This is a genomic window from Shinella sp. HZN7 (assembly GCF_001652565.1).
In the GTDB taxonomy this organism is placed as follows: domain Bacteria; phylum Pseudomonadota; class Alphaproteobacteria; order Rhizobiales; family Rhizobiaceae; genus Shinella; species Shinella granuli.
This window is the reverse complement of the sequence record NZ_CP015736.1, coordinates 1,288,625-1,306,219: the sequence shown is the minus strand read 5'-3', so window position 1 is coordinate 1,306,219 and position 17,595 is coordinate 1,288,625. Positions and strand designations below refer to the sequence as shown.

At 67.6% G+C, this 17,595-nt stretch carries 14 protein-coding genes; 6 read left to right on the top strand and 8 right to left on the bottom strand.

Going from position 1 to position 17,595, the window contains the following annotated elements:
• The first annotated feature begins 53 nt into the window (after positions 1-53).
• From alr to shn_RS06250, 5 genes are all read left to right on the top strand, one after another.
• The gene (gene alr / locus shn_RS06270; protein ID WP_064329640.1) at positions 54-1,223 is read left to right on the top strand and encodes an alanine racemase; all 1,170 of its coding nucleotides are present in this window, start codon (positions 54-56) and stop codon (positions 1,221-1,223) included.
• Between the two features lie 58 nt (positions 1,224-1,281).
• Positions 1,282-2,685, top strand: a complete 1,404-nt coding sequence (radA, locus tag shn_RS06265) for a DNA repair protein RadA (protein WP_064329639.1) — start codon at positions 1,282-1,284, stop codon at positions 2,683-2,685.
• Positions 2,686-2,828: 143 nt separating this feature from the next.
• Entirely contained in the window at positions 2,829-3,437 is a 609-nt protein-coding gene (locus tag shn_RS06260) for a CvpA family protein (RefSeq protein ID WP_064329638.1), read from the top strand.
• A gap of 191 nt (positions 3,438-3,628) precedes the next feature.
• The gene (gene purF, locus shn_RS06255) at positions 3,629-5,122 is read left to right on the top strand and encodes an amidophosphoribosyltransferase (RefSeq protein ID WP_064329637.1); all 1,494 of its coding nucleotides are present in this window, start codon (positions 3,629-3,631) and stop codon (positions 5,120-5,122) included.
• 11 nt (positions 5,123-5,133) lie between these two features.
• On the top strand, positions 5,134-5,874 hold the full coding sequence (locus tag shn_RS06250) for an SDR family NAD(P)-dependent oxidoreductase (RefSeq protein ID WP_064329636.1): 741 nt from the start codon (positions 5,134-5,136) through the stop codon (positions 5,872-5,874).
• A gap of 36 nt (positions 5,875-5,910) precedes the next feature.
• Here shn_RS06250 and shn_RS06245 read toward each other — a convergent pair whose 3' ends face one another.
• The 6 genes from shn_RS06245 to shn_RS06220 form a co-directional block, all read right to left on the bottom strand.
• The gene (locus tag shn_RS06245; protein ID WP_064329635.1) at positions 5,911-6,837 is read right to left on the bottom strand and encodes an IS110 family transposase; all 927 of its coding nucleotides are present in this window, start codon (positions 6,835-6,837) and stop codon (positions 5,911-5,913) included.
• A gap of 314 nt (positions 6,838-7,151) precedes the next feature.
• Positions 7,152-8,189: an HlyD family secretion protein gene (locus shn_RS06240; RefSeq protein WP_064329634.1), complete on the bottom strand. Its 1,038-nt coding sequence runs from the start codon at positions 8,187-8,189 to the stop codon at positions 7,152-7,154.
• Between the two features lie 5 nt (positions 8,190-8,194).
• Positions 8,195-9,769 (bottom strand): MFS transporter, encoded by a 1,575-nt coding sequence (locus shn_RS06235; protein ID WP_064329633.1) that lies wholly within the window; start codon positions 9,767-9,769, stop codon positions 8,195-8,197.
• Positions 9,770-9,876: 107 nt separating this feature from the next.
• Complete coding sequence (locus shn_RS06230) at positions 9,877-10,332, bottom strand: MarR family winged helix-turn-helix transcriptional regulator (RefSeq protein WP_064329632.1); 456 nt, start codon at positions 10,330-10,332, stop codon at positions 9,877-9,879.
• 134 nt (positions 10,333-10,466) lie between these two features.
• Positions 10,467-11,318 carry a CDP-diacylglycerol--serine O-phosphatidyltransferase gene (gene pssA, locus shn_RS06225; RefSeq protein WP_064329631.1) on the bottom strand — a complete coding sequence of 284 codons (852 nt, stop codon included), beginning with the start codon at positions 11,316-11,318 and terminating at the stop codon, positions 10,467-10,469.
• Positions 11,319-11,453: 135 nt separating this feature from the next.
• Positions 11,454-12,152, bottom strand: a complete 699-nt coding sequence (locus shn_RS06220; protein WP_064329630.1) for a phosphatidylserine decarboxylase — start codon at positions 12,150-12,152, stop codon at positions 11,454-11,456.
• 271 nt (positions 12,153-12,423) lie between these two features.
• Between shn_RS06220 and shn_RS06215 the strand changes: the two genes are divergently transcribed.
• The gene (locus shn_RS06215; protein ID WP_064329629.1) at positions 12,424-13,071 is read left to right on the top strand and encodes a VOC family protein; all 648 of its coding nucleotides are present in this window, start codon (positions 12,424-12,426) and stop codon (positions 13,069-13,071) included.
• Here shn_RS06215 and shn_RS06210 read toward each other — a convergent pair whose 3' ends face one another.
• Positions 13,072-14,967: an ABC transporter ATP-binding protein/permease gene (locus shn_RS06210; protein WP_064329628.1), complete on the bottom strand. Its 1,896-nt coding sequence runs from the start codon at positions 14,965-14,967 to the stop codon at positions 13,072-13,074.
• Positions 14,968-15,156: 189 nt separating this feature from the next.
• Complete coding sequence (locus shn_RS06205; RefSeq protein ID WP_064329627.1) at positions 15,157-17,556, bottom strand: LysM peptidoglycan-binding domain-containing protein; 2,400 nt, start codon at positions 17,554-17,556, stop codon at positions 15,157-15,159.
• Positions 17,557-17,595: the final 39 nt, after the last annotated feature.

Sequence of the window (17,595 nt, the reverse complement as noted above, 5' to 3'; positions counted from 1 at the left end):
TGCAGCGGACGGCCGTATTGCCGCCATGGTCCACAGGCTGTATCTCAGGAGCCATGAGCACGCACCACACGCACGCCCGTTCCACCCTGCCCGTCGCCGGCGAGGACCATGCCCGCCTGACGATCGACCTTTCGGCCCTTGCCGACAACTGGCGCGCCATGGCGCGGCGCTCGGGCGCCGCCCGCACCGCCGCGGTGCTCAAGGCGGACGCCTACGGCATCGGGCTGGAGCCGGCGGCAAGGACCTTTCACCTGGCGGGCGCGCGCGATTTCTTCGTCGCGACGCCCGCGGAAGGCGCGGCGCTGCGCGCAACGCTGCCGGATGTCCGGATCTACGTGCTGTCGGGCATGTGGGCCGGCTCCGAGCGGCTGTTCTTCGAATTCGACCTCGTGCCCGTCATCGCCTCGGAGGAGCAGCTCGCCGTCTTCATGGCCGCCGTTTCCGACGGGCGCGACCACCCCTGCGTGCTGCATGTCGACACCGGCATGAGCCGGCTCGGCCTGCGCGTCGAGGATGCGCTGGCGCTTGCCGGCGACGTGGCGCGGCCGGCGAGCTTTTCGCCGATCATGCTGCTCAGCCACCTCGCCTGCGCGGATGAGCCGAGCCACCCGCTGAACCGCCAGCAACTCCAGCGTTTCCGCACCGCCGTCGACGCCTTCGACGGCATCGATGCGACGCTCGCCAATTCGGCCGGCATCTTCCTCGGCGAGGACTATCACTTCACCCTCACCCGCCCCGGCATTTCGCTCTATGGCGGGGCGGCCGTCAACGACGTGCCGAACCCGATGAAACCTGTCGTCACCGCCGAGGCGCGCATCCTGCAGGTGCGCGAGGCGAAGGCCGGCGAAAGCGTCAGCTACGGCGCCACCACCGTCTTCTCCCGCGGCACGCGCATCGCCGTCGCCGCGGTCGGCTACGCGGACGGCTACATGCGCGCCCTCTCCGGCTCCGGCGTGCCGCTGCGCAAGACGAACATCCCGGGCGCCAGCGGCGTGCTGCACGGCCGCACCGTGCCGCTGATCGGCCGCGTCACCATGGACCTCACGCATTTCGACGTGACGGACCTGCCGGAGGGCAGCGTCCGGGCCGGCGACTTCATCGAGCTCTTCGGCCGCAACATGCCCATCGAGGACGTGGCCCGCGCCGGCGGCACGATCGACTACGAACTCCTGACCAGCCTCGGCAGCCGCTACGAACGGCGCTACGAGGCGGTGAAAAAATAGGACACGTTCCTGTTTTGTGCTAAGGGCTTGCGGAGCGATTCCCGGAAAGCGAGACCCGATGGCGAAAGCCCGCACCCAATTCGTCTGCCAGAACTGCGGCACCGCGCATTCCCGCTGGGTCGGGAAATGCGAGGGCTGCGGCGAATGGAACACCGTTGTCGAGGAAGACCCGATGGGCGGCATCGGCTCCGGCCCCGGCAAGGTGCCGAAGAAGGGCCGGCCGGTCGCGCTGACCGCCCTGTCGGGCGAGATCGAGGAAGCCCCGCGCATCCACACCGGCATCGGCGAACTCGACCGTGCCACCGGCGGCGGCTTCGTGCGCGGCTCGGCGGTGCTGATCGGCGGCGATCCCGGCATCGGCAAGTCCACCCTGCTGATGCAGGCCGCCGCCGCCCTCTCCCGCCGCGGCCACCGCATCATCTATGTCTCGGGCGAAGAGGCGGTGGCGCAGGTGCGCCTGCGCGCCCAGCGCCTGCAAGCCGCCGAGACCGACGTGCTGCTCGCCGCCGAGACCAATGTCGAGGATATCTTGGCCACCGTCGGCGAAGGCAAGCGGCCGGACCTCGTCATCATCGATTCGATCCAGACCCTCTGGAGCGACACCGCCGAGGCCGCGCCCGGCACCGTGACGCAGGTGCGCACCGGCGTGCAGGCGATGATCCGCTTCGCCAAGCAGACGGGCGCCGCCATGGTGCTCGTCGGCCATGTCACCAAGGAAGGCCAGATCGCCGGCCCGCGCGTGGTCGAGCACATGGTCGATGCCGTGCTCTATTTCGAGGGCGACCGCGGCCACCATTACCGCATCCTGCGCACGGTCAAGAACCGCTTTGGCCCCACGGACGAGATCGGCGTCTTCGAAATGTCCGACAAGGGTTTGCGCGAGGTCTCCAACCCCTCGGAACTCTTCCTCGGCGAGCGCAATGCGAAATCGCCGGGCGCGGCGGTCTTCGCCGGCATGGAGGGCACGCGGCCGGTGCTGGTCGAGGTGCAGGCGCTCGTCGCCCCCACCTCGCTCGGCACGCCGCGCCGGGCGGTCGTCGGCTGGGATTCGGCGCGGCTCTCGATGATCCTCGCGGTGCTGGAGGCCCATTGCGGCGTCTGCCTCGGGCAACACGACGTCTACCTCAACGTGGCGGGCGGCTATCGCATCACGGAACCGGCGGCGGACCTTGCGGTCGCCTCCGCGCTGGTTTCCTCGCTTGCCGGTCTTGCCCTTCCGGCCGATTGCGTCTATTTCGGCGAAGTCAGCCTGTCGGGCGCCATTCGCCCGGTGGCGCACACCGCCCAGCGCCTCAAGGAGGCGGAAAAGCTGGGTTTTTCGCAGGCCGTCCTGCCCGCCGGTTCCGCCGATCTGCCCAAGGGCAATGGCGGCCGCTGGAGCGAGATCGACAGCCTGCCGGATCTGGTGGCGCGCATTGCCGGATCGAAGAGCGCCCTGAAGCGGGAAGACGAGGACGTTTGACGCCCTCCGGCAGACGGCAATGGCCTGTGGGAAACATCGGCTGCCGGCGTGCCGAACTGAGACGGCGAAGACGCCTTCCGCTAAGGTGCCCCGCTCGAACGGTGCGGGGCCCGGCGACATTTCGGGTTTGGAGTAGGACGAACATGCCCATCACAATTCTCGACGGTATCGTCATCGGCGTCGCGCTGTTCTCCGCCGTATTGGCGATGGTGCGCGGTTTTTCGCGCGAGGTGCTCTCCGTCGCAAGCTGGGTGGGTGCCGCAGCAGCCGCCTATTTCCTCTATCCGGTCCTCCTGCCTTATGCGAAGGACTATACGACGAGCGACACGGTCGCCATGGTCGGCTCCGCCGCCGCCGTCTTCCTCGTCGCGCTCATCGTGATCTCCTTCATCACCATGCGCATTGCCGATTTCATCATCGACAGCCGCATCGGCGCGCTCGACCGCACGCTCGGCTTCCTGTTCGGCGCGGCCCGCGGCATCCTGCTCGTCGTCGTCGCCATGCTGTTCTTCAACTGGCTGGTCGCCCCGCAGCAGCAGCCCTCCTGGGTCACCACGGCAAAGTCCAAGCCGCTGCTCGACAATCTCGGCTCGCGCCTCGTGGCGCTCCTGCCGGAGGACGCCGACGCGACGATCCTCGACCGCCTGCGCGGCAAGCCGGCCGAAGGCGAAGGCGGCACGGAGGACCCGGACGGCGCCGCCGGCGGCACGAACCAGGCGCCCGCCGAAGAGACGCCCGCCACGAACGGATAATCGACAGGGGGAGCCGACACTCGCGAGAAATGGCGAAGGCAGGCTCCCCGATTTTTTGGTAGGATAGAACATCAGCCACTGACGCTTCCGGGCCTCGGTGGCAAATGCTTTCGGCAATACCCATATGGGCCTTGCCGAACGACCCAGAACCCCGTGCAACCTCTTACGGTCCCGAGCAAAGGCTTGCAGCAATGAGCGACTTCCAGTTCCCCGGCCGCCACGACGACGATCTCGACGGCGATACGCTTCACGAAGAATGCGGCGTCTTCGGCATTCTCGGCCATCCGGAAGCCGCAACACTGACGGCGCTCGGCCTGCACGCGCTGCAGCATCGCGGCCAGGAAGCCGCCGGCATCGTCTCCTTCGACGGCAAGCAGTTCCATACGGAAAAGCATATGGGCCTCGTCGGCGACCACTATACGAACCCGGTGACGCTCGCCAAGCTCCCCGGCAACATGGCGATCGGCCACACCCGCTATTCCACCACCGGGGAAGTGGCGCTGCGCAACGTGCAGCCGCTCTTTGCGGAACTGGAAGTCGGCGGCATCGCCGTCGCCCATAACGGCAACTTCACCAACGGCCTGACGCTGCGCCGGCAGATCATCGCCGGCGGCGCGATCTGTCAGTCGACCTCGGACACGGAGGTCGTGCTCCACCTCATCGCCCGCTCGCGCTACACCTCCACGACGGACCGCTTCATCGACGCGATCCGCCAGATGGAAGGCGGCTATTCGATGCTCGGCATCACCCGCACCAAGCTGATCGCCGCGCGCGACCCCACCGGCATCCGCCCGCTCGTCATGGGCGAGCTCGACGGCAAGCCGATCTTCGCCTCGGAAACCTGCGCGCTCGACATCATCGGCGCGAAATATATCCGCGACGTCGAGAACGGCGAGATCATCGTCTGCGAGATCCAGCCGGACGGCTCCATCACCATCGAGGCCAGGAAATCGGGCAATCCGCAGCCGGAGCGCCTCTGCCTCTTCGAATATGTCTATTTCGCCCGCCCCGATTCCGTCGTCGGCGGCCGCTCGGTCTATGTCGCACGCAAGAACATGGGCATGAACCTTGCCAAGGAGCACCCGGTCGAGGGCGACGTCGTCGTGCCGGTGCCGGACGGCGGCACGCCCGCCGCGCTCGGCTATGCGCAGGAGAGCGGCATCCCGTTCGAATACGGCATCATCCGCAACCACTATGTCGGCCGCACCTTCATCGAGCCGACGCAGCAGATCCGCGCCTTCGGCGTCAAGCTGAAGCACTCCGCCAACCGGGCGATGATCGACGGCAAGCGCGTCATCCTCGTCGACGATTCGATCGTGCGCGGCACGACGTCGCTGAAGATCGTTCAGATGATCCGCGATGCGGGCGCGAAGGAAGTGCATGTCCGCGTCGCCAGCCCGATGATCTTCTATCCCGACTTCTATGGCATCGACACGCCCGACCGGGACAAGCTGCTCGCCAACCAGTACAACGACGTCAAGGCGATGGCGCAGTATATCGGGGCGGATTCGCTGGAATTCCTCTCCATCGACGGGCTCTACCGCGCCGTCGGCGGCGAGGACCGCAACCCGGCCCGTCCGCAGTTCACCGACCACTACTTCACCGGCGACTATCCGACGCGCCTCCTTGACAAGGAAGGCGAGACGATGGGACGGAAGGTCTCGGTTCTGGCAAGCAACGGATAATTGAAGACATCATGAGCATCGACCTGAAAGGCCGCCTCGCGCTGGTCACCGGCGCGTCGCGCGGCATCGGCTATTTCACCGCCCTCGAACTCGCGAAGGCCGGTGCGCATGTCATCGCCTGCGCCCGCACGGTCGGCGGCCTGGAAGAACTGGACGATGCGATCAAGGCCGCCGGCGGCTCGGCGACGCTGGTGCCCTTCGACCTCGCCGACATGGCGGCGATCGACAAGCTCGGCGGCTCGATCTTCGAGCGCTGGGGCAAGCTCGACATCCTCGTGGCAAACGCCGGCGTGCTCGGCACGATCTCGCCGATCGGCCATGTCGAGGCGAAGGTGTTCGAGAAGGTGATGGCGATCAACGTCACGTCCACCTGGCGGCTCATCCGCTCGGTCGAGCCGCTGCTCTTGAAGTCGGATGCCGGCCGCGCCGTCATCCTCTCGTCCAGCGCCGCGCACAAGTGCAAGCCCTTCTGGGGCCCCTACTCGGCCTCCAAGGCGGCCGTCGAGGCGCTCGCGCGCACCTGGGCCGGCGAGACGCAGCGCACGGCGCTCCGCATCACCGCGCTCGATCCCGGCGCCACCCGCACCGCCATGCGCGCCCAGGCGATTCCCGGCGAGGACCCCTCGACCCTGCAGCATCCCTCGGAGGTGGCGAAGGTCATCCTGTCGCTGGTCGCGCCGGATTATGCCGAGACGGGGAAGTTGTTCGACATGCGGCAGGGGCGTCTGCTGGATTATCGTCTGCCGGCGTGAATCGGTCACGTTGCGCGTGCCGCGTGGCAACTGTGTTCATGCGAAGTGAGTTTTGTCACGCTGCATTGCATTTAGGATTGTGAGGAGCTTCCTTGCGACGGCGATGATGCCGGCCTTTGCCGATCCTGTTCTGGCCGAGACGGCTTGATGGAAGGCACGCAGGCGCGCGGAGGCCTTGATGGCGCCGAGGGCCGCCATATAGAGGGCCTTTCGCACGCGTGGCCGGCCGCCCTTGATACGGCGTCGGCCAGATCTCTTGCCGGAATCGTCATTGAAGGGAGCAAGGCCCGCAAGGCTTGCCGCCGCCTTGGGCGAGAGGGCGCCGAGTTCGGGCATATGGGCCAGCAGGGTCAAGGCCGTCACCTTGCCGACGCCGGGGGCGGAGGTGAGGCGATGGGCGTGTTCGGTGAGGGCCTGGCTCTTCATGTGGTCGTCGATCTCGGCCTGGATCGAGGCGATCTTCTCGCCGAGGATGGCGATCATGGTCTCGATGTCGGCGCGGATGGCGGGATCGAAGGCATCGCAAAGGTGCCTGCGCTCGGTTGCGCGGGCATCGACGAGCTGATCCCGGCGGCGGGCAAGGGCCGCCAGCCGCTCGCGGACCGGGCAAGGCGGCGCCTCGGCCGTCAGGCCGAACATGCTGCCCATCTCGCAAAGCGAGCGGGCATCGATGCGATCGGTCTTGGCCAGCCGTCCCCGCGCTTCGGCAAAGCGCCGGGCCGTCTTCGGGTTGACGCGGGCAAAGGCGATGCCGGCCTGCGAAAGACACAGGCGCAACAGCCGGTCGCAATGGCCTGTCGCCTCGAAGACGACCAGGTCGGTGGCCGGGTCGAGACGGTGCGCGAAGGTCGACAGCGCCGCTTCGTCATTGGGGATGCGGCAGAACCTGGCCGTTCGCGGATCGAAGATGTCGATCATGTCCTTGCCGATGTCGCAGCCGATGAAGGTATGGTGTATCGTCATGGCGCCTGCTCCTGTGTGCGGGGTCTGTGGCGACAGCCCCGTGCAACTGTTCAGGTTGATGGGCGAAGCGGGAAGGGACCAAGCCACGTCGCGGCCTGCCGTCACAAACGGCGGCCTGGATCCTCTCGGCCTCCTTCCCGCAACCATCTTACATCAGTGCAAACACACAGGATCCTCGGGTCAAGCCCGAGGATGACGGAGGGTGGGGTGGAGGTTTTCGGGTAAGCCGTTGACGTTGTTCGGTCGCTTCCTCTCCTCCGTCATCCTCGGGCTTGACCCGAGGATCCACACGACACCCGCAAACAGCGACGCCCCTACTCCCCCACCACCGTCTTCACCACCACCGAAAGCCCCGGCGCAAGGTGTTTCGCGAGCTCCTGCCCCTCGTCGATGGCGATGCGCACGGGCACGCGCTGGGCGACCTTCGTGAAATTGCCGGTGGCGTTGTCCGGCTTGATCACGCTGAACTCCGAGCCCGTGGCGGGCGAGAAGCGCTCGACACGGCCGGTCAGCGTGGCGTGCTTCAGCGCATCGACGCTGACCTCGACCTTCTGGCCGGGCTTGATATAGGCGAGCTGCGTTTCCTTGAAATTGGCGATGACCCAGGTGTCGTGCGGCACGACGGCCATGAGCTGGGTGCCGGCGGCGACATACTGGCCGAGCTTGACGCCCACCTCGCCCACCGCACCGTCGCGCGGGGCGGTGATGACGGTGTTGGAGAGGTCGATCCTGGCAAGCTCCACCGAGGCCTCCGCCCCCGCCACCGCGGCACGCAGGGAATCGCGGCCGACGATGATCGTCTGCAGGTCCTGCCGGGAGACTTCGAGATTCGCCTTCGCCTGTGCGATGGCGGCCTCGGCCTGGTCGAGCGTGGTGCGGCTCTGCTCGCGGTCGCTCTGGGTGGCGATGCCCTTGTTCGACAGTTCATCGATGCGGTTCCAGTTCTCCTCCGCCCGGCGCTTGGCGTAGGTCGCGCTGTCGAGCGCCGCCTCGCTGGCGCCGATGCGGGCTTTCGCGGCGTTCTCCTGCTGCTCGGAATTGGCGAGCGCCGCCTTCTGGCTGGCGAGCGTGGCATTGGCCTGCTCGACCTTCTGGCGGAAGATGCGGTCGTCGAGCCGGGCGAGCACGGCGCCGGCCTTGACCGTCTCGTAGTCCTTCACGGACACCTCGGTGACATAGCCGGCGAGCTGCGGGCTGATCAGCGTCACGTAGCCGCGCACATAGGCATTGTCCGTCGTCTGGACCTCGCTGGCAAAGGGCGGGAGCTGCCAGGCGTAGAGCACCGCGCCGATGCCGGCCACGCCGAGGACGAGGGCGAGCGCCGTGGCGGTATTGCGGATGTAAGTCTTCATTTCGGTCAACCTTCAACGGCTGCCGGCCCGCCGCTGCGGGCGCCGGCCTCTCTGATACGAATGTAAAGCATGTGGATGGCAAGCGCCGTCGCGGCGCCGACGGCGAGCAGCGCGATGACGAGGAAGGCATCGTTGTGGGCGAGCACATTGGCCTCCCGTGTCACCTGCTGGCCGAGCAGCGCGACGCCCTCCGCCTTCAGCACGGCCGGATCGGTGATCGTGTGGCCATAGGCGGCGGAAAGCTGCGCCACGCGGCCTGAGACCAGCGGATCGGCCAGCGTCATCGCCTCGGCGAGGATGTTCGAGTGGAATTTCTCGCGCAGCGTGATGAAGGAGCCGAACAGCGCCGAGCCGGCAAGGCCGCCGAGGCTCTGCGTCACCAGGAAGACGACGATGAAGCTGAGGATGTATTGCGGCCCCTTGCGCAGCGCCAGCGTGAAGCCGGAGGCGATGGCGGGCGGCAGGAACAGGCTGCCGCCGGCGGCGATCATCGCCTGGCTCAGATACATCTGCTCCGGCCGCGTCAAATTCGTCGCCCGGCTGTCGAGAAAGGCACCGACACCGATCAGCAGCAGCGCCGCCATGTGGATGCCGGGCTCCCGGCCGGGCTTCAGGATGGCCGCACAGAGGAGGCCGCCCGCAGCGGTGGCGAGCGCCACCATGCCGTAGAGCCCGGTGAGCTGGTCGTTCTGCAGGCCGGTGATCTGGAAGAAATTGCCGGCGACGGCGGTCTGCTCGGCCAGCATCAGCCGGAACAGCACCAGCACGGCGGCGAAGTGCAGCATCTCGCGACTGAACAGCCAGCGCAGGTCGATCAGCGGCCTCTCCCGGTTGAGCTCGATGACGGCGGCGATGGTGAGCGCGCCGATCATGACGACGAGCAGTTCGCCGATCCAGCGGGCCTCCAGCCACCAATATTGCCGGCCGAGCACGAGCACGACGGCGCCCGCGCCGAAACCGACGGCGATGAACAGGTAGCTGACGATGTCCAGCTTCTCGATGACCTTCACCCGCGGCGGCGGCGTGAGCGGCAGGAGATAGATCGCCGCGAAGGACAGCATGGCGAGCGCCAGCTCGAAATGCAGCAGCGCCCGCACGCCGCCGAGATCGATGAGCGACGGGGAAATGAGCCGGGTGAACGGGGCGGCGAGACCGATATTGGTCAAGGCGAGCGAGATGCCGATCGTCAGCTTGCGCGCCGGGCTGAAGGCCTCCAGCATGTAGAGGAAGCCGAGCGAGGAGAGCGGCGCGGCCGCGATGCCGGCGAAGAAGCGCAGCACGAGGGCGGAGTGCAGGTCCGTGATGAAGATATGCGCCACCGACACGAGGAGGAAGACGGCGATGCCGAGCTCGGCGAAGGGGCGCAGGCCATACTGGTTGCGGATCTTGATGAGCGCCAGCGAGAGCGAGGCGTTCGGGGCCATGTAGGCGGCCATCAGCCAGGTCGCCTCGGCGGTGGTGGCACCGAACGGGCCCTGGAGCTGCGGGATGTTGGCGGCGACGAGGTTCATGCCGAAGCCCTGCGTCATGGCAAGCAGGGTGGAGGCGGCCATGTAGGCGGCGGCGCGCGGCGGCGCCATGGGCGGTGGCGGTGGCGGAGCGGCAGGCGTCTCCCCGGCCGGTTCCGCCGCCGCGGACTGCGGCGGTTCGCCCTCTCCTTCGCGCCCGCCCGGGGCGGGACCGGTGCTCATGCCTCGACGCTCTCCCGACAGCTCTTCGCGATATTGTCGGACATGGCGGCGAAGACCTTGACGGTGGTCGACATGTCATGGGCCGAGATGCTCTTCAGCACGTCGGCGCGCAGCGAGCGGGCAAGGTCCAGCACCTCCTCGGCGACCTTGGCGCCGCGCGGGGTCATGACGATCTGCTTGGCCCGGCGATCGCCTTCCACCGACTGGCGCTCGATGAAGCCCTGCTTCTCCATGCCGTCGAGCAGGCGCACGAGCGTCGGCGTCTCGATGTCGAGCTCATCGGCCAGCTCGCGCTGGTTGAGATTGACGCCGCGGCCGAGGATCAGAAGCGCGCGGGCGCGCGGCAGCGTCAGCCCCCGCTCCTTCACGCGGGCATCGAACAGGGCGCGCATCTTGCGCTGCACGCGGGAAAGGTCGTCGAGGATACGCTCGTGCGGATCGGATGTGCTCATCTCGGTAGCCCAAATACAATTAGCTTGCTATCTATTTGATAGCTACCTAATCGACTTGCGACAAAAAATCAAGCCCCGCCCACGGTGTGCGGGCAGGGCTTCTTAAGGGTTCACGCGGATGTGATGGGCGAGGATTATTGCCCGTCGGGCTCGTCGGGGAACTCGCTGGCGCCGTGCGTCACCGGCGCGGTCCAGCCGCCATATTTGCGCTGCCAGGAACGGGCGCCGAACGGCAGGGTCGCCAGATAGGCGACGACCGTCACCACCATGGTCTCCCAGGTGAAGCTCATCAGGGTCGCGACATAGAGCACGACGAGCAGGATGCCCGGCAGCACGAGATCACGGCGGATGCGGCTGCCTTCCGACTTGCCGGACCAGACCGGCAGGCGGCTGACCAGCAGGAAGCCGATCAGCACCGTGTAGCCGGAGGCGAGGTAGGCGAAGAGCGGGCTCGGCGCAAGGCCGAGGAAGCCGAGATAGACCGGCAGCAGCACCAGCATGCCGCCCGCCGGGGCCGGCACGCCGACGAAATATTCCGTCTGCCACTTGGCCTTGGTCTCGCGCTCGGCCATGACGTTGAAGCGCGCGAGGCGCAGGCCTGCGGCGATGGTGTAGATCAACGCCGCGATCCAGCCGAAGGAGCGCGCCTGGTCGAGGATGAAGACATAGAGCACGAGCGCCGGGGCAACGCCGAAATTGATGATGTCGGCGAGCGAATCCATCTGGCCGCCGAATTTCGAGGTGGCCTTCAAGAGGCGCGCGACGCGCCCGTCGATGCCATCGAGAAAGGCCGCGAGCAGCACCATGCCGACAGCGAGCTCATAGCGGTTCTCGAAGGCGAGCCTGATGCCCGTGAGGCCCGCGCAGATGGCAAGCACCGTGATGACGTTCGGGATGATGACGCGCAGCGGGATCTCCCGCAGGCGCGGGCCCCGCGCCTCGTCGTTCGGTCCATTCGGCTCATAGGGCGGAAAGGGTGTGTCCATCGCTTTTCGCTTCGCTGTTTTCAGGCAGTAGGCAGTAGGCAGTAGGCAGTAGGCAGTAGGCAGTAGGCAGTAGGCAGTAGGCAGTAGAAGATAGTTTCTCGAACCCTATTGGCTACTGCCTATCTCCTCGTTTCCTCATCCCCTGCGGCTGACGACCGGCCCCTTGGCCGAGCCGAATTCCGCCAGCACCGTCTCGCCGGCGATCGCCGTCTGGCCGACGCTGACGCGCGGCTGCACGCCCGCGGGCAGGAAGACGTCGAGGCGCGAGCCGAAGCGGATGAGGCCGAAACGCTCGCCAGCCTCCAGGCTGTCGTTCATGCTGGTCCAGCACAGGATGCGGCGGGCGACGAGACCGGCGATCTGCACGACGCCGATCGGCCCGTGCGCGCTCTCGATGACGAGGCCGTTGCGCTCGTTCTCCTGGCTCGCCTTGTCGAGGTCGGCATTCAGGAACTTGCCGGCGCGATAGGCGACGCGCGCGACGCGGCCGCGCATCGGCGCGCGGTTCACATGGCAGTTGAAGACGTTCATGAAGACCGAGATGCGCAGCATCGGCTGGTCGCCGAGCTCCAGTTCGGCCGGCGGCGTCACCATGGCGACGGCCGAGACGCGGCCATCGGCCGGGCTGATCACAAGATCGTCATCCTGCGGCGTCAGGCGCTCGGGATCGCGGAAGAAATAGGCGCACCAGGCGGTGAGCACGAAGCCGATCCACATCAGCGGTTCCCAGGCCGCGCCGAGCAGCAGCGAGGCGACGAAGAAGCCGGCCACGAACTTCCAGCCCTCCCGATGGATCGGCACCAGGGTGCTGCGTATCGTATCGACCAAACTCATCTTCCGACATCTCCTGATGATTTCACGCCATCGACCTAGCGTGAAATGGCGATGGGGGCAATGCGGCGTGGCGATTAGCCCCCAGCGGGGCTCTTCGGGGCTCAACCCGGCGGGCGCAGAAAAGGTTCCGCGGCGGCCCCGATGCCCTGTCCCCTGCCCTGCGGTTGACAAGCGCCGGCCGGTGCGGGCACACTTTCCCCGTTGCTGTAGGGCGCATCGGCGGGAGCTGAAGGGGCAATGCCCACCTACGACCGAAACCGTAGCCGCGCCCATGCCGAACCTCGAAAACCTCCGCAAGCAGGCCAAGCAATATCTGCGCTGGCATCGCGAGCGACACCATCCGGTGGCGGCGATCATCCGCGCTGCCCTGCCCCGCTTCCGGCATCTAAACGACGGGGAGGTGCTGGATGCCCCGTTCTCGCCTGCCGATGCGCAGGCGCTTGTCGCCCGCCAGAACGGGTTTCCGGATTGGCCGGCGCTCAGGACAGGAGCCCCCACCATGCACAGCACGACTGAAAACATGCCGCAAGGCCCGATCCTCAGCGGAGCGGAGCCGGTGCTCTACGTGACCGATTTCGCCGCCTCCCTCGCCTTCTTCACGGAAAAACTCGGCTTTTCCGTCGATTTCGCCTATGGCGATCCGCCGTTCTACGGGGTCGTGGCGCGCGACCGGGCGCGGCTCTGCCTGCGGCTGGTGCGCGAGCCCGTCTTCCTCGGCGATATCCGCCGACGGGAGGACCTGCTGTCAGCCTCGATCACGCTCGACAGCGCGGCGGCGATCAAGACACTTTTCCTTACCTATCAGGCCGCCGGCGTCACGTTCCACAGCACGCTGATGACGCAGCCCTGGGGCGCGCGCACCTTCATCCTGCTCGATCCCGACGGCAACCTGATCCTCTTTGCCGCGCCCGGCGACTGATCACTCCGCCGCCGGCGCGCCGCGCAGGATGACGCCGAGTTCGTCGCTCTCGCGCACCTGCTTCAGGCGTTCCTCGGCCTGCACGGCCTCGCGCTGGCGGTTCCACATGGAGGCGTAGAGGCCGCCGTCGCGCTGCATCAGCTCGCCGTGCGTGCCGCGCTCGGCGATGCCGCCGTCCTTCAGCACGATGATCTCGTCCGCCGAAATGACGGTGGAGAGGCGGTGCGCGATGACGAGCGTGGTGCGGTTCTTCGACACGACGTCGAGCGCGGCCTGGATCTCCTGCTCCGTGCGGGTGTCGAGCGCCGAGGTCGCCTCGTCGAGGATGAGGATCGGCGGGCTCTTCAGGATGGTGCGGGCGATGGCGACCCGCTGCTTCTCGCCGCCGGAAAGTTTCAGCCCGCGCTCGCCGACCATCGCCTTGAAGCCTTCCGGCAGGTGGCGGATGAAGGGGCCGATCTGCGCCGCCTCGGCAGCGGCGGCCACGTCCGCATCGCTCGCATCCGGCCGGCCGTAGCGGATGTTGTAGGCGATCGTGTCGTTGAACAGCACGGTATCCTGCGGCACCATGCCGATCACCGCGCGCAGGCTCTTCTGCGTGACGTCGCGCACATCCTGCCCGTCGATGGTGATCGCGCCCTGCTGCACGTCGTAGAAGCGGTAGAGCAGCCGCGAGAGCGTCGATTTTCCTGCGCCGGACGGGCCGACGACGGCGACGGTCTTGCCGGCGGGCACGTCGAAGGAGACACCCTTGAGGATCGGCCGGGCCGGATCATAGGCGAAGTGCACATCCTTGAAGGAGATCGCGCCGTCGGCGACGACGAGATCGGCGGCGCCGGGCTTGTCCTGCACCTCCTGCTCCACCTCGAGCAGGTCGAACATCTGCTCGATATCGGTCAGGCCCTGGCGGATTTCGCGGTAGACGAAGCCGATGAAGTTGAGCGGGATGGCGAGCTGGATCAGCATGGCATTGATGAAGACGAAATCGCCGACCGTCTGCTCGCCGCGCTGCACGGCGAGCGCCGACATCGCCATCATGACGGCCATGCCGACGCCGAAGATCAGCGCCTGGCCGAAGTTGAGCCAGCCGAGCGAGGTCCAGACCTGCGTCGCCGCCTTCTCGTAGCGCGCCATGGACTGGTCGAAGCGGCGGGCCTCCATCTCCTCGTTGCCGAAATACTTGACCGTCTCGAAGTTCAGCAGCGAATCGATCGCCTTGGTGTTGGCCTCGGTGTCGCTGTCGTTCATCGAGCGGCGGATGGAGATGCGCCAGTCGCTCGCCCGGACGGTGAACCAGATGTAGAGCCAGACGGTGGCGGCGGTGACGAGGAGATATTGCAGCCCATAGCCCCACCAGAAGACGGCGGCGGTGAGCAGGAACTCGATGAAGGTCGGCACGCTGTTGAGGATCGTGAAGCGCACGATCGTCTCGATGCCCTTGGTGCCGCGCTCGATGACGCGCGAAAGCCCTCCGGTGCGCCGTTCCAGATGGAAGCGCAGCGACAGGCGGTGCAGGTGCACGAAGGTGCGGTAGGCGAGCTGGCGCACGGCATATTGCCCGACGCTGGCAAAGAGCGCGTCGCGCAACTGGTTGAGGCCGGCCTGCAGGATGCGCGCGCCATTATAGGCAAGCACCAGCATGACCGCGCCGAGCAGGACGGTCGGCAGCAGCGAGACAGCGTCCGCCTTGCCGTTCAGCGCATCCGTCGCCCATTTGAAGAAATAGGGCACCAGCAGCAGCACGATCTTGGAAAGAAGCAGGAAGACCGAGGCCCAGACGACGCGCATCTTCAGGTCCGGCCGGTCGGAGGGCCACATATAGGGCCAGAGGTTCACCAGCGTGTGGAAGGGATTGCTGCTGTCGGCCGAAACCGTCTTCTTCGTCGTCGCTGCCACGCTGGCCTCCGCCGGATCGCCGTCACGCCCCGGTCTTCGTCTCTTGCCGGACTTGCCGAATGAAAATGCGGCGCCCGGTGGGGCGCCGCATCAGGGAGATAGGTCCTTGCCGGCCGCTTCGCAACAGCCGGCCGGAAATTGTCCTTGCGCAAGTCCGGCCAAACGCTTCGCTGCCGGACTTGCCGAGGATCAATTGCCGCGAACGCGCTTGCGGTGCAGTTCCTCCGCCTCCGCGTCGCTTTCCATGGTCTTGTCCGGCACGCCGAAGACCTGGCCGGGGATGATGCGGTCCGGATCGGTGATCTGGTCCTCGTTGGCGAGGTAGATCGTCGTGTAGCGCACGCCCTTGCCGTAGATGCGGCGGGAGATCTGCCAGAGCGTATCGCCGCGGCGGATGATGACCGAGGTCTTGCTCTGCTGCAGCGGCGCCTGCTCGACCGTTTCCGGCTCTTCGGCCACCGCCTGGCCGCTGCCCGCCGCAGCGGCTTCGCCCGAGGCGGCGGTGCCGCTCTCGCTGCCGGTCGCAGCCGGCGTGCCTTCGGCGCCCGTCGTACCGCTGTCGGCGGTCGCGGCTTCGGCCGTCGAGGCGGCCCCGGTTGTCGAGGCGGCGCCTTCGCTCGCAGCGGCGACGGCATTGGCCGCGGCGGTCAGCGAGGGCATGCCTTCGAGCGCCACCAGCGCCTGCTGGTAGGCCTCCTTGCCCGCACCGGCCGGAACCGCGGCAAGGCGGTCGAGCGCGGTCGAGGCCCAACCCTTCAGCTTCTCGATCGCCGCCGCCACCTCCGCGGCCGCCCCGGCCGGCGGCGTGAAGCCGGTGATGGCCTTGAGGGCGCCTTCGAGGGCGGTTCGGGCGGTCTGGATCTCCGCCGTCGTCGCGTTGCGTCCATCGGAGAACAGCGCCACGAACTGCTGCTGGAGCGCGCTCGCCTGGCCGGCCAGGGCCTCGATGGAGCTGTCCGCCGCAGCCGATGCCGCGCCGGCCACGGCTTCCGCCTTCTCGATGGCCGGGGCCAGTGCGTCGGCGACGGCCGTCTCTATCGAGCCGAGGGCACCACCGACAGCGGCCACGTCCTGCGGCAGGGCCTGAAGGCGTGCCAGCGCCGCGGCGGCGGCGGCCGAAGCCTTGGCGGCCATGTCGCGGGCCGCGTCCCCCTCTTCCGGGCCGGGCTTGAATTCCGACAGCGACTTCAGCGCGATCTCGGTCGCGGACCGTGCCGCGGCCAGTTCCTCGGCGGTCGGCGTGCGGCCGTTGGCATAAAGCCCCTTGAGCAGCGCCAACGCCTTGTCGGCCTCGGTGCGCAGCTTGTCGAAGGTGCCGCCGCCGATGAGGCCGAGCGCCGGGCCGGTGTCGCCCGCGGCATTCTCCTGCGCCACCACGGCGACCTGCTCGCCTTCCGGCCGGTCGAAGGGAACGGAAGCGCGGAATTCGACCTTGCTGCCATCGGGGCTCATCACGTCGGCGCGGACGGTGTGACGACCGACCGAAAGATCGATCGTGCCGTCGGCCACATAGCGGCCCTCGCCGTCCGCCTTCGCCTCGCCGACCAGCTTGTCGTCGGCATAGATCCGCACCAGCGCGCCCGGCTTGGCGGTGCCGGCGATGAACATGCGCTCGCCTTCCAGCTCGACGGCCGAAACGCGGGCCTGGGGCTTGGCCGCCGTTTCCGTCGCCGCGCTGCCGGCCGCATCGTTCGCGCTCTCCGTCGCGGTGGCAAGCGCCGTTTCGGTCCCGCCGGCGGCTGCGGCGGTCTCTCCGGCCGCCTCCGCCGTTTCGGTCACGGCCGGCGTCTCGTCCACCGCCGCGCTCGCAGCGCCCGTGTCCGTCGCTTCCGCGGTTTCGCCGGCCGGCTGGTCGAGCGCCTTTTCCGCCGTGGCGGCAGCCTCATCGACCGCCTTTTCCGCAGCTTCCGGCACCGTGATCAGGCGGCTCGCCTCGCCGGGCCTGGAGACCATGGCCAGGAGTTCGCCGCCGGCATCCTCCGGCACGGAGACGGTCGCCACCTCTTCCGAGGTCTTCGAGGCGCCCTTGTCGTCCTTCGTGCTCAAGGTGAGCTGGTAGTCGCCGGCAGCAAGCGGCTGGTCGAAGACGGCCGCAAAATCGCCGGACGGGCCGATATCGGCCGTCGCGACGACGGTCTCGCCGTTCTTGATCTCCAGCTTCGTGTTCGGCTGGCCGCGGCCGGCGATCACCGTGGACCCGTCGGGCTCGACGCGCAGGAGATCGAAGGCGGGCGTGACCCAGCCGGCGGCCGGATCGGCCGGCGTCGTTTCCACCTTGGCGACCTCCTGGGTCGCCGTTGCGGCCTCGTCCGCCGTTCCGTCGGCCGGCTCGTCGCTTCCGGCGGCAGCCTGCGTGCCGGTGGCCGCCGCGTCCGTCGCCGCCTCGCCGGTTTCCGCCGTCGGGCGGGCCTGCTTGCCGTCGGCCGTCGTGGTCTCGCCACCGCCTTGCGTCGTCGTATCGGTAAGGGTCGCGACCGGGGTTTCCGCCGGTTTGTCCTTGTTCATGTTGGGCAGCACGAAGAAAACCATGAGCAGCGTTGCCGCCGCCAGCACGATCAAGGCCACCAGACCGGTCTTGTTCTTCATCATCAACTCTCTCTCTGTCCCGGTTTCCCGGGGGTCCCCTCC